This is a genomic window from Paenibacillus apis (genome assembly GCF_018333295.1).
Lineage (GTDB): Bacteria > Bacillota > Bacilli > Paenibacillales > Paenibacillaceae > Fontibacillus > Fontibacillus antibioticophila.
In genome coordinates this window covers 33,932-46,318 of sequence record NZ_BORS01000012.1, presented here as the reverse complement: position 1 = coordinate 46,318, position 12,387 = coordinate 33,932, and the positions used below count along the sequence as shown (strand labels likewise).

The window sequence follows — 12,387 nt, the reverse complement described above, 5'->3', positions numbered from 1 at the left end:
CCCTAATCTTTGTTAAATTGGATGGTTATCAGACCATCAGCTCTTCCCGTTGTTACCGAAGCCGTATAGGATGCTGATAAATCAATCACACCAAGCAGGCTGCGAAGATCCTGATCGTATAATGCAGCGGGATCATTCAAATCCGGAAGAATCGGCTGGATGACCTCCCCCTCAACCACGATTTCGGCACCTTCGGCCGCCCAGCCGCGCATTCCGTACAAGACCTGCAATCCGCTGTATGCACCTGGACCCGGAATGCCCGACCCATCAATTCTAGGCAGCGCCTCTTTGCCATAGGCAACGGTGTGCTTCTGATTTTGAATATAGGCTTCAGTATGTTTGAGAACAGCATCCTGCATTTGAGCCTGCTGCAGGACACCCCATAATGCCATGACAGCGATCGAGGCTCCGGTGCCTGCCCACAGCAACACTTTAATCGGACTATTCATAGCAAGGTTCTCTTACGGACTAACTGTAGTTTGCGTGAAGACCAGACCGCGTACAACATTTGAATTGTCTTTAATCACCTTGGCCTTGAACTTGCCGCTTGGATTCACGTATTCGTCAAGCTTCTCATTCCAGGTATTGCTGATATTGGCCCCGCTCGCCCCGATAACAGAGCCATACTGCTCATTCGTCAGAGTCCCTGTGATACGCAGCATATCCCCGTACCATTCACCGGCTGCATTTTTACCCGTCTTTACCTGAATTCCAAACTCTACGCGATCCTTGAACTTTCGCAGCGCATTGGTGACCTGGGATCCGCTGACTGTGGTATCGTCATACACCGTGAAGGAAGCTTGCGACAGCTCGGTTTGGATATCCGAGAAATTATTTTGCGCCGTTTTGGTAGCCTCCTGTGCGGATACAAATAAAATGACCACAATCGTAATCAATGCGATTGTCAAAAAGATTCCTGCGGCTACTTTCAAAGCGGAAGACGCATTATTCATAACTATTACCTCCTGTGAATAAGTAAATTGCTTTTTGAACTCACATTATAAGTGCTGAATTTGTTCAAAATAGATGTCCATCTGCCGGAAGCTCATCCAGATTAACGGGATGACCAAGTATCCGAATATCAGGGAATACATCGGTGCGAACCCGAAGATCCGCCCCAGCTCAGCCTTCGTATCCAGCGATTTTTCAAAATGAAGGCGTCTTTGTTCAAATTGAAAGGACATGTCGCTTTCCAGATCATCAAAAGCCGCGTGAATCGTTATTTTCTCATTGGCCAGGATCAGCTTGTCTACAAGCTGGCGAAATTCCTCCAGTCCGGCTTCTTCTTTTAGTTCCAGAAGAGCAGCTTCCGATCCATGCGAGAAATGCAGCAGGCATTTTTGCAGCGGCTGTCTGAAGATGACGGCATAGCTGTACATCCATTCCAAAATCTCTTCGACCGAAATCCTGTCTAATTCCCTCAAAATATAAATCATTGTCTGAAACTGATAGACTTCATTCTTTCTGTCCATCATCCTGATTCTTCGCTTTAGCAACAGCATCAAGTACGGCATGTAATAACCGGCCATACCGATTCCGGCCGCCGCCGGAAGCTCCCACCACTTAAAATACTCCCGATCAAGCCGGTTCAGCTTATCGATAATCCGGGCAGAAGCAGCCTCTGCCTCGAGCTCTGGTGCGGATCGCTTATGGCTCCTTTCTATTGCAGTTCTCATAATCTCGGCCTTTAACTGCTCCCTGTCCATCTCTGAACGAACGGCACTGGAGTGTAGAAGCTGCTTGTCCATGGCAACAGCTCTTTCAGCAGCCTCCCGATCCTGGGAGGAAAGCGAGCCGAAGAAGGTGTATCCGGCAGGAGGCTCATTCTCGATCCACTGCTTGCTTTTCCAGTGCATACTGAATGCTCCGCCCACTGCGAGCGTCGTGCACAGGATAAACAGCAAGATTCGGCGAAGCTGAAACAGCTCCAGGCTCTGTGAATGGTTGGTGTCCTTCAATAGCTGCTGGAGGTGAACCCGTGCTCGGGAGCCCGGGAGCGGGATAAAGCAAAGTGCGACTTTCCTGAACCCGCGAAGCCGGTAGAGCTTCGTCTCCCAGTTTAATTTGTCTTCCCGGTGACGAGCAGCGTACTCTTCCTCGCCCTTCAGCTTCTGCAGCAGCAATGTACTCATCAATACGATGAGCAAAAGACCCGCCTTCACAAGAAGCCCTGGCTTGCTTAAGTAGAACTGCTCTGTTAAAGGAAAGCTGGAAATGGCCCAGCGTTCGACCAACCGGGTAAAGAATACCGGAAGCAGCGCGATGAAGCTTAGTCCTTTCAGCAGATAATCCAGTCTTTTTCTACGAAGCACATCCAGCTGAATTTCTCCGGTCAAATTGCCCAGTCCGCGCAAATAGAGCGATCCCTTTCCCTTGTTCTGATCCCCGAACTCCATGATTAACTGGGATATTCCGGCGAATGCCTTCAGAAAGCGATTAGGAGCGGTCTCATAATAATGCTCCAATGCTTCTGCAGGCTTGCTGTCCGTAAGCGCATCATGAATGAATCTTGCATGGCGGCGGATCGGTTCAGCGGCATCTTCCCCCGCTTCTTCAACTGCGTCCGCTGCCATACCATGTCGTTGATAAGCATGTCTCACACCCGACAAAAGAGAGAGCATGCCCTCAAGCAGCATGACCTCCATCCGATTCACCTTCAGTTCCAGCAGCAGGCCTTGAATGACCGCGCCGACGATGATCGAGGTAAGGGCGAAGATTACGCCGGGGTTCATGACCAATAGGCCAACTAATGTTGCCGCATTTATTCCGGCCAGCGCATAGAGCATTTGCATACTCTGGATCCGGAGTGTTCGTTCCTCATACATTTGCATTACCGACATTCTTGAACGTACCTTCATCAGCAAGTAGCGTATCCACGCCGTCCTTACGGCAAGCGAATAAGATCTCAGCAGGAATTGCTGCCAAAGCCCTTTATAGCCTGCTTGGGACTGCATTTCTTCACTTGATCCCGCAGTAACAGCTTCCATCCTTCCCTTGCGCCGGCCAAGCATCATAAGAAGCAGGAAGAGGACAAGGGAACCGCCGGCCGTCAGCCAAAGCAGGGCTCTAAGCTCCAATATTCTCCCTCCAGACCTCATCGGTAAAATCCAGAAATGAGACAGCATCCTGACTTTGCATGGACTTTGCCATTTCTGTACGGCTAATCAAGGATAATGGCTCGACAGCTACATAAGCCCCATCTCTGTATTCCACAATCGTCCGCTCATTGTAGCTCTTTCTCCTTCCGAGGAACCCTCTGCCTGTCTCCTCGTCGCCGGCCTCTCTGCAGCATTCGGTAATCCGCTCAATATACCGATTTCCCTGGGCATCCTTGCACAGGTGAATATCAAAATCGATGACATCGGCTACCTGTTGCTCAGCAATAGTCTCATCACGGAAAACACCGCTTTTCAGCAAAGAATTGCGTAAGGACTCGATCAGATTGCGGAAGGTTTTGGCGTGATGCGTGAATACGGTAAACAAGCTTGCCACTTGTGCTGTCTGAATCATCCAGGAGGCGACCTCATCGGTTGCCACCTCACCGAGGATATGTACTGTCCCGTCCGTCTTCTTCTGTAGATCCAGTCCGGCTTGCCCTGAGACTGTATTTGTCTCTTTAAAGCTGAGAATATTCCGCGAAGAATAGATTCGCCGCAAATTCAACTCGAAGGACATCTCCTGAACACGCAACGTATAGGTCGGATCGATATGTCTGACCAAAGCCATTAGCAGAGTTGTCTTGCCGGAGCCCTGCGCTCCCGTAATTGCCGTAATTCTTCCGCCCTTCATCAAATATTTCAGCAATGTAATGGGAAGGACGGCGTTTCTGCCCAGAATCAAGTCCGGCAATGTGGCATTTTGAATATCAAATTTCCGGATAAAGAATGCCCAGGTCTCGGCAAATGGCGGCCGCACCACAACAACACGGGAACCGTCCTTCATTTCATTGACCTTATAGCCGTTTGCTTCCGACAATTGTCCAGGCAAATTGTACTTATAAATGTTTTGACACACACGCTTTAATTCAGCCTCACTGCCAAAGGTTAGGAATGATAGCCGGATACTTTTCCCCTTATAAAAAATCCAAACACTGTCCCAAGCCGAAGTTACCGGCAACCCGTCGCCATCAAGCCCCTTCCCTTTGTCAGGGGGGTCCGATTGATCCAAAATATTTCTTAGCGTAGTACCGGTAACTCCGCTCACCCCGCCGCTCACGCCATCAATCCGCTGCTCCCGAATGGCATCAATGACGGAATAACCTTTATACAATTGATAAATCCGCTGAACGACCAGCTCCAGCTTCTCTTCAAATAACAGCCGCCGGCCTTCCCGATAATAAATGTCGCAGATGTCATCCGCATTGATCTCATAATATCCGCCCAGCTCCCCGCCAGGAGGATGTCTAAGCCTGTCCAGTTCATATTCCTCCATTAATGCTGTGAGAGCCCTCTCACCATGCCTCAGCGCATACAGATAAAGAAGGATCTCGAACTGGTCCTGGGCGCTTAATCGCTCACGCTCTTCAAAGGGAATAACTCTGTCAATATTATCCGGCTGAACCCCATAGCCATTAAGCAGTAAATCTTTAATAAATGACTTAACGTACGCCTTGTCCTGCACATCGCCAAATGCGGCTCCTCTAAGCGCCTGTCTCAGCTCTGTCCGCACCCTTACCCTTCGTGCCCAGGCCTCTTCGTTCAAGCTCCATTCGCGCTCGGGGTTTCGGCTTAATTCATGGAGCTCCCGCTTTACGTATTTAATGAGCTCAGGAATTGCATAAGGATCATGGACAGGCAAGATACTTGCCGAGGCCGAATTGTATGTGCGTATTTTAAACCACAAAAAGGCAAGCATTGCGGTAATGATCGAGACCAGGATGAATGTATTCCACCCATGAGAGTTCATCCATCATCTCTCCTCTCCGCCAACGGCTGACAGTGTCCTGCCCATCGGTATTTGCTGCATAATCTGCTCCGACAATCTCTCCAGACCGGAGAAGAACGGACCTGATGTCCTTTTGCCAAGCGGTTCGGAGGTGTAATAGTACATGAACCTCAATAAGTCCCGATGATTGACCGCATCCCGGAAAGCAGTACAATAATCCAGTGCGATGACCGGAACGCGGGCTTTATACCGGCGCCGGATGTTGTTCACGGTCCAGCGGGAGTTCCTGTCAAAGTCTCTCAACACCAATACCTCACATGATGACCGAATGTCAGATCGATCTGCTCTGTCCTTTTCCTCAAAAAATCTTTCCAGCAGCATTCGATTTTGTGACAATACAGCAACTCGGGGCTCAGAATGGGGCAAGGTCTGAACCTCGCTGGAATATGTAATTGTGAGCTCATAAATCTGCTCGGCTAAACGATAAAGTCCAGCAGCGGGTATCTTGCCATGAACAAATCCGGAGACGACGTCCAGTTGCTCCGCGATCAAGGAGTAGGTATAATCCCTGAAGTTAACCGCAGACAGCCTTTGATTAGCCTGTAATCTGAGCAACGACTCAATACCATGCTCGCGAACCTGGAACCCCGAGGAATCCTGCAAGCCATCGACATGAAGCTTCAGGCCAGACTCCAAGCCTTCCCCCACTTTATGCTCATTGAGCAGCAGGACCTTTCCGGGCCGTTTTAATCCATGGTAGACAGCAATAGCAGCAGCGATATCAGCAGCCCCGCCATCTCCGTAATCCCAAAATAAAATCCGGCTCATGCGCCTCTCCTTTCTGCATGACGAAATACACCCCTCACCTCAGTGCGCGTCCAGCCCGTAAGCTCCCTTACCAGTTCTATTAAAGCTTGCTTGTAGGCTCTGGTTATTCGTTTCATCCGAATCATGCCAGTATGCTCATTGGAGAAGCGAATCTCTTCATTTCCTTCATTCCACGGAATCGAGATCATCTTCTCCTTCCAGACCAGCGGCAGCTCGGTAAGCAAGTCAAGTGCATAATCGTGATTCCTGATGGCATCCAATGCCCTGATGAGGACTGGCTGAATCTCCCTTCCATGAAACTGCGGATATTGCTTACAGATATTATGGAGCCATTCTTTACTTCGACCTAACTCGCAGTGATCAGACGTACTTACCCAGACCAGTCTATCTTCGCCTACTAATTGCATATCGATAGATTCACGGGCAGTTCCTATGTCATACAGACAATAGTTATACTCTGCTAATTCTGCATCCTCCGTTGACCAGGTAATATCAAATCCGTTGTACTCTGTTACTGCCAGCTCTTCTATCCCTGTTTTGATCAAATAACGGTACGAATGTCCGTCTGTCCAATCCACCAGCAGCACTTTGCTTCCGCCAAGCGCCATCATTTTGCAGGTATACAGCAAAAGATCCCGCTTATCGCATCCACCCATAAACAGCCATTGCTTCAATTCATTCTCTCCTCTCCCCGCAAGATGTGCATCAATCGGACGGGCTCATCACAAATTGGGCTTCATTGTCGGAAATCCTTCGTTGACCGGATGTTGAGCTTAAGCCAGCTGCATAGGCCGCGGATGACTGTCCGTCCAGAACGGCTAATTCTCCATCCAGTCTTGCCCGGGCGGAAGCCGCCAGCTCAAGCTCAGCTTGCTTTACAATATTAGGATCCTTCTTCATCAATTGAAGAACGGCTTCATTAGCCGGATAGGTTGGGATGGCCTCAGCCTGAATGCCCGGTTCCACATAAAGCAATGCATAAATAGAAGCTTTATGAAGATACGCATCGACGATGGCACTGGAAAGGGACAACAGTTCCTTCTCATCCAAAGTCATGGTCACAACTCCATCCTGGTCACGAAGCTCGCTGATTTTCTTTTTCGAAAGCAATATGTAATCCTGGCCGGTCGGAAACTGAATACGCACATCTACCATACTTCCATTGCCGGCAGCTTCAGGAAGCTGAATAAAGCCCATCTCCCGGTATCTCAAATCATGAGAGAGCGGTTCATTCTCCCAGAGCAGGTTTTCCGTCAGCGGCATGTTCGCTTGAAGAGACAGCTTGGCGACACGGCCAACAATATCCTCGGAAGAGGTAAGTAACTGGTCCGGAATCCGATCCTTGGGCAGCTCTTGCTGCGTCAAGTCTTCGAGCGTAATCATTTGACCGGTCTCCAGCGGTTTTGAAGGAACCCACACTTTTACGGTGCTGTGCTCCACAGCTTCCTTCAGCGCAGATAGCTCCTGATTCCATTTCTCCTCGGCAGCTTGCCGTGCTTCCCTTACCTGCTGCGCATATGCCAGCCATAATGAACCCGCAATAAGAGCAGACAGTATGAAGCCTGCGCCTGCCGCAAAAAGCAGATGGCGCGTCTTTCGTCTCAGCTTAAACATTACATTCTTCCTTTCCAGCGTTGTCTTAATCGGGCAAAGCTGCCGAAACGCTTGACAGGCTCCCCTATCGTCGGGAATATCAGCTTGAGCAATTGGCATGCCGCTTCGATTGCCGCCGCTCCGGGTTGAAACGGATTATCTTCGGCCGGCAAGGCATATACGGGGACAGGAGACTTCAGCCTGCGCATCCGCTTGACGGTTGTCTCTGACGCAAAGGGAATTACGCATATTAATCCCCGCCGCCCGGTCGCAGGACAAATCTCATAAAACTCTGCTTCCGCTCTGCGCCAGACTCCCGCCCCTTCGACCCAAATTGCGAGATCTGCACGGGCAAATTCCTCGAGATCCTCTTTGCTCCGGCTTGCCCCTTGATCGAATATAATACATGCTCTATCACTTGTTAGTAGTTCAAGCCGCTCTGCACGCGACGGTGAAGATAGGTACTCAACTCCTTCCAGACAGAAAGCGCGTGCCGCTTCCGCTTGCTCATCAATCAGCCCTTCTTCGATTGCTGCTGCGGCAAGCTTCCGAAAAGCTGAAGCCTTGCTGTCAGTTTCTATTACAGCTGTCTCAAATCTCAGCTTGGCAAGAATATGAGCTAACAGAATCGAAGTATGCGTAGAGCCTGCTCCGGGAAAACCATTCATAATCGCAATCGTAAGCGGTCTATGCGCGCTTGCTGCAACACTTCCGCGATGCTCTCTTCCGCTTCCGGCGGATGGCTGCTGCGAACAGCTCTGCAGGATGCCTCTTAATGCAAAATAAGTCTGATCCGCGGATTCATATCTTTCTTCCTTCTCTTGCGCCAGCAGCCTGGACAGTACCGGATTCAATGAGGATAATCCTCGTCTCCCCAAAAGCTGCTCCGCCTTTTCGCACCAGAAGCTATACCGGCCCTCCGTCGCCAAATAAAGCAACACGGCTCCAAGCGAATACAGATCACTCCTTCCATCACTCTGGCTTCCGCCATACTGCTCCGGTGCGGCAAAGCCGACAGTGCCAAGCTTTACCGTATCCTCATCACGATGGAAGCTGTACCTTCGCGAAATGCCGAAATCGATGAAGCGAATGTCACCGCTTGCGTCAACCATTAGATTTGACGGCTTTAAATCCCGATGGATTATAGGCGGATCAAGTCCATGCAAATAAGATAATCCTTCACAGATTTGCATTCCGATGACAGCAAGACGCTCCACCGTCAGACGCTGCTTCAGATCGCTTACATATTGATCGAGATGTCTGCCGTCTACGTAATCCATGACTAAGTAATCGCAACCCGTCAGCGGATCAGTCACAAAATCAATAATGGTCGGCAACCGATGATGATTCAATGCGGTTAAAAGATGCGCCTCCTCTTCAGCATCAACTCCCGCTGTTTCTCCGGCGGCAGTGATCTTGACGGCCCACCGCTTTCCGGACAGCTTCAGATCGGCAGCAAGATACACCTTGCTGATGCCGCCTTCTCCCAGCAGCTTCAATAACCGATAGCGTCCTGCCACTACATCGCCGCAATCCGGACCACTCATTTTTCTTCACCTCCTTGGGAACGCAAAAAAGGAAAGTTTCCTGCCTTATCCGCAATCAGCGGACGGACAAAGGATACTTTCCCATGCGTCATTTGTATAATTTTGGAACCAGTATAGACCATACCGGCTATCTTTGTAAAGCAATATTTTGTCCTAATTTAATTAATCGCATTAATATTTCACCATATATAGTGTAATTTCATCCCGGTTGTGGAAGAGCTGCTTGGCCCGTTGAATCTGGAGTCTTGCATCCTGGAAGGTCGTCATGACCTCCTGAATCAATGCCATTGGTTTCTTGGTCAGTAGCTTTACTGTGATAACCGCAGTCCCCCCTGGAACCAAGCAATACAACAGCTCAGTTACCAGCTTGGCAGTCAGCTTCGGACTCCAGCTCATATCGCAGACAAGCAGGTCGAACTGATTATCCTTGAATTGCACTCTCCCGGCATTCTTCTGAATATAAGTCAGTCTAGGTGAAGCGAGCACGGAGGGATGCAGTTTCGCTGGATCCACCGCAGTAACATCAAGACCTCTTTCCAGCAAAAAGGAGGTCCACCCTCCTGGTGCAGCTCCGATATCCAGAGCTTGATGGAAGGAGGAAAAGTCTATTCCGAACACCTTCTCCGCTTCCAGCAGCTTGAACTTGGCCCGGGAGATTTGGCCCTCTTCCTTTTGAAACCGGACAGCGCCGCCATTCCAGTCCGATATATTATGTTCAGGCTTAGCAATCCCCATATACACGGCATCAACAGCTGCGAACACCGAGATAATCCAGTCCGCATCGCGAACTACAAACTCGGCATTCAATTCATCCAGGCCGCCCTGGATCGCATCCTTTAGCTCTGCCGCTGATGAACTCCATGCGGATTGCTCGCTTTTTCTTGTCTGAATGGCAATCCGGCTTTGCTGCAGCCTATCATCCTTTTTCAGGAGTCCCTGTAATTCAGATATCCAAGCAGGATGAACAGCATCCTCTCTTTCGGCCCCGGACTCTCCTTGGCCAGCGACTTCCCAAGCCTGATCAACGACGAACATATGCCGCAGGAAAATTGGAGGCTGGCTTACCAGTTGCTCTACTACATTCTCTGCCGGCTCTTCCAGCGCAGCCACAAATACTTCTCCCGGCACCAAGAAACGGCTCTTTACAGCACCGAACCGGCGACGCAGCTCTTCCTGTGCATATGGTGCAAACCCGTGATTTGCCGAGCATATTAATCTGGTTGTCAACCTAGTATCCCCCTGCTTTACGTTCAATTTCATCCAGGAGATCAAACGGAATCGGGCCGGTATGCAGAATGACATGGTCCGGCTTATTCTGATGCAATATGTCATACATGCTTCTTCTTCCGTACATGCTGGAGGAATGCAGGTAAATTTCACGGGCATACAGCCCCTCCATTGCAATAGCAGTAGCTACATCATTCCCCGTCTTCTCATTGGGTCCCATATCAAAATCAAGCGACAAAATGTCTACCTCTGCTTGCCTGAGCAGCTCCAGACATTCATCGACCGATCTTGCCAAGGTGAATCCTTCGGGACATCGTCGAAAGTCATCCATATATACATGAATCACATTAATTCTTCCTTTCCGCAATTATTCCGGTTGTTCTGCCTCTATCCATTCAAAAACACGATTAATATCTTCCAAGTAGGTACCGTCTTCTCCCGATTCGCTCTCCATAATCATCGGCTTCGTCCGGATTACAGGATGGCTTAACAGACTGCGAAAGCCTGCCTTGCCAATGAATCCCTGACCGACTCTGGCGTGTCGATCCTTCCGGGACAAGACCGGGTACCTAGAGTCATTCAAATGAATGACTTCGAGCGCAGCCAAGTAACCGAGTTGCTCCGCTCTTGGTATAAAGTCAGCATCATTCTCGCCGCGCCACATTCCGGATGCAAACGCATGGCACGAATCCAGGCAAAAACCAATGCTGTCCGGCGCTTGGCACAGGTCTCGAATCTGCACCATTTCTTCCAGTGTCATGCCCATCATGCCATGGTCGCCAGCCTGATTCTCAATCAGAAGCTTGGCAGTACCTCTCCAGCCGGATAGCACTTCATTTATACATTGTATAATATTTTGATATCCTTGTAAGGGGTTTCTTTTCTTATATGTGCCAAAATGAACAACAATTCCCACCGAGCCGCAGCTCTCCGCAATCTCAAGATCATTTCTGAGCGACGACACAACGGCTGCGTATTGCCCTCCATTCTCTTCTTGCCCGATAGCCAGATTTGACGGATAGGGTGTGTGGGCGACCGACACGATTCCATGCTTTAAGCTGATTTCCTTGCAACGGAATGCGTCTCTCTTATCATAATCTTTCACTGCCAAACTGCGAGGGTTTTTCGGAAAATACTGAAACGCCCCGGCACAATGCAGTCTCGCTTCTTCTGCTGCCTTCCCGTATCCTCCCCTGATACTGAGATGGCCGCCGATCCTAATTTTATCGGCCATCCTGACAGCCAGGGCTGTAGAATACTTTGCGTCCATTCATTTCTTCCTTCACAATGCTGTCACCGCACCTTGGACAAGGCTCTCCCTCGCGGTCATAGACCTTCAAGAGGTCATTTGCGCCGCCGGTCACGGTATCCTCTTGTGTTAATGGCAGCTCCATATAACCTCCGGCCTCGGTCATTTCAGACAAAGTCTCCCGCATTGCTTCATACAGCCGCTCAAGATCATCCTCTCCGAGACTCTGTACCTTCACAGTAGGTCTCAAACCGGCCGCAAATGCAATCTCATCGGCATAACAGTTGCCAATACCTGAGATCACATCTTGATTGACCAGCACCGTCTTTAGGCTGCCCCGGCGCTTTTGCAGCAGTTTCTTGAACAGCTCCGGATTCATTTTTCGTCCAAATGGCTCCGGGCCCAGATGGGACAAGGTTTCGTCCGCCTCACGAGCGCTCAATTCATGTAAATATCCCAGCCGCAGCCCGATGAAATAGAGAACCAGCTCAGGACCGAATTCGATTTCGATCTGGGTATTGCGGTTAGGCCGGTCGTCTTTGGCACCTAAATAGATTAAGCCTCCCAGCATAAGATGAAGCAAGAGCCGACGCCCGTTATCCAGATGAAACAACAGATGCTTGGCCCGTCGTTCCACGAAAATAATCTTTCTTCCAACTACCCGTTCTTTAAACAGGTCTGCGGTTATATTCAACGATTTTTCCCTGTTAATCTGCACATCCGTAATTTCTTTGTCCAAGAGGTGCTTGGACAGCTCAATTCGGTAATGCTCCATTTCCGGTAATTCCGGCATCCTCATCGTCCTTTCAACTATTTAAGTCGAACTACTGAATTTTACATTTTGGGGCAACGTGTGAAGTGTTCTTACGATCGCTGTTGCTCGCGGATTTCTCTGATTGAACTAAGCCATCACAAGGTAGAAATCCACTCACAAAGGCGAACGCTTACGCTTCTTCAGCACACTTCACACTTAAGCCCTTTCTACGTGGCTCTTATAGCTCAACTTATATAGCTTTGCATTTACATCTACATTGAACCAAATGATTTTTTTAAGTTGGG

Annotated in this window: 12 protein-coding genes; all 12 read right to left on the bottom strand. The window is 49.6% G+C overall.

Going from position 1 to position 12,387, the window contains the following annotated elements; genetic code table 11:
• Positions 1-2 precede the first annotated feature (2 nt).
• Complete coding sequence (locus KI362_RS17150) at positions 3-449, bottom strand: hypothetical protein (protein ID WP_301628915.1); 447 nt, start codon at positions 447-449, stop codon at positions 3-5.
• Positions 450-461: 12 nt separating this feature from the next.
• Positions 462-953, bottom strand: a complete 492-nt coding sequence (locus KI362_RS17145) for a hypothetical protein (RefSeq protein ID WP_044478759.1) — start codon at positions 951-953, stop codon at positions 462-464.
• Between the two features lie 45 nt (positions 954-998).
• The gene (locus KI362_RS17140; protein ID WP_301628912.1) at positions 999-3,077 is read right to left on the bottom strand and encodes a hypothetical protein; all 2,079 of its coding nucleotides are present in this window, start codon (positions 3,075-3,077) and stop codon (positions 999-1,001) included.
• Positions 3,067-4,905 (bottom strand): ATPase, T2SS/T4P/T4SS family, encoded by a 1,839-nt coding sequence (locus tag KI362_RS17135; protein ID WP_301628911.1) that lies wholly within the window; start codon positions 4,903-4,905, stop codon positions 3,067-3,069. Before KI362_RS17135 ends, KI362_RS17140 begins: the two co-directional genes overlap by 11 nt.
• 3 nt (positions 4,906-4,908) lie before the next feature.
• Positions 4,909-5,712: a hypothetical protein gene (locus tag KI362_RS17130; RefSeq protein WP_301628908.1), complete on the bottom strand. Its 804-nt coding sequence runs from the start codon at positions 5,710-5,712 to the stop codon at positions 4,909-4,911.
• Positions 5,709-6,386 carry a hypothetical protein gene (locus tag KI362_RS17125; protein WP_301628907.1) on the bottom strand — a complete coding sequence of 226 codons (678 nt, stop codon included), beginning with the start codon at positions 6,384-6,386 and terminating at the stop codon, positions 5,709-5,711. The genes KI362_RS17130 and KI362_RS17125 overlap by 4 nt, the downstream gene beginning before the upstream one ends.
• A 31-nt stretch (positions 6,387-6,417) precedes the next feature.
• Entirely contained in the window at positions 6,418-7,326 is a 909-nt protein-coding gene (locus KI362_RS17120) for an SAF domain-containing protein (protein WP_301628905.1), read from the bottom strand.
• The gene (locus tag KI362_RS17115; protein WP_301628903.1) at positions 7,326-8,852 is read right to left on the bottom strand and encodes a serine/threonine protein kinase; all 1,527 of its coding nucleotides are present in this window, start codon (positions 8,850-8,852) and stop codon (positions 7,326-7,328) included. The genes KI362_RS17120 and KI362_RS17115 overlap by 1 nt, the downstream gene beginning before the upstream one ends.
• 171 nt (positions 8,853-9,023) lie before the next feature.
• Positions 9,024-10,112, bottom strand: coding sequence for an SAM-dependent methyltransferase (locus KI362_RS17110; protein WP_301628901.1), 1,089 nt, complete (start codon positions 10,110-10,112; stop codon positions 9,024-9,026).
• Entirely contained in the window at positions 10,081-10,422 is a 342-nt protein-coding gene (locus tag KI362_RS17105) for a cyclic-phosphate processing receiver domain-containing protein (RefSeq protein ID WP_044479933.1), read from the bottom strand. The genes KI362_RS17110 and KI362_RS17105 overlap by 32 nt, the downstream gene beginning before the upstream one ends.
• A 24-nt stretch (positions 10,423-10,446) precedes the next feature.
• Positions 10,447-11,313 (bottom strand): deoxyribonuclease IV, encoded by an 867-nt coding sequence (locus KI362_RS17100; protein ID WP_301629154.1) that lies wholly within the window; start codon positions 11,311-11,313, stop codon positions 10,447-10,449.
• Positions 11,303-12,121 carry an Fpg/Nei family DNA glycosylase gene (locus KI362_RS17095; protein WP_301628899.1) on the bottom strand — a complete coding sequence of 273 codons (819 nt, stop codon included), beginning with the start codon at positions 12,119-12,121 and terminating at the stop codon, positions 11,303-11,305. Before KI362_RS17095 ends, KI362_RS17100 begins: the two co-directional genes overlap by 11 nt.
• Positions 12,122-12,387: the final 266 nt, after the last annotated feature.

Excerpts from the sequence above, each read along its gene's own strand:
- KI362_RS17150 (WP_301628915.1), bottom strand. The coding sequence starts at position 449 with ATGAATAGTCCGATTAAAGTGTTGCTGTGGGCAGGCACCGGAGCCTCG.
- KI362_RS17145 (WP_044478759.1), bottom strand. The coding sequence starts at position 953 with ATGAATAATGCGTCTTCCGCTTTGAAAGTAGCCGCAGGAATCTTTTTG.
- KI362_RS17135 (WP_301628911.1), bottom strand. The coding sequence starts at position 4,905 with ATGAACTCTCATGGGTGGAATACATTCATCCTGGTCTCGATCATTACC.
- KI362_RS17130 (WP_301628908.1), bottom strand. The coding sequence starts at position 5,712 with ATGAGCCGGATTTTATTTTGGGATTACGGAGATGGCGGGGCTGCTGAT.
- KI362_RS17120 (WP_301628905.1), bottom strand. The coding sequence starts at position 7,326 with ATGTTTAAGCTGAGACGAAAGACGCGCCATCTGCTTTTTGCGGCAGGC.
- KI362_RS17115 (WP_301628903.1), bottom strand. The coding sequence starts at position 8,852 with ATGAGTGGTCCGGATTGCGGCGATGTAGTGGCAGGACGCTATCGGTTA.
- KI362_RS17110 (WP_301628901.1), bottom strand. The coding sequence starts at position 10,112 with ATGAAATTGAACGTAAAGCAGGGGGATACTAGGTTGACAACCAGATTA.
- KI362_RS17100 (WP_301629154.1), bottom strand. The coding sequence starts at position 11,313 with ATGGCCGATAAAATTAGGATCGGCGGCCATCTCAGTATCAGGGGAGGA.
- KI362_RS17095 (WP_301628899.1), bottom strand. The coding sequence starts at position 12,121 with ATGCCGGAATTACCGGAAATGGAGCATTACCGAATTGAGCTGTCCAAG.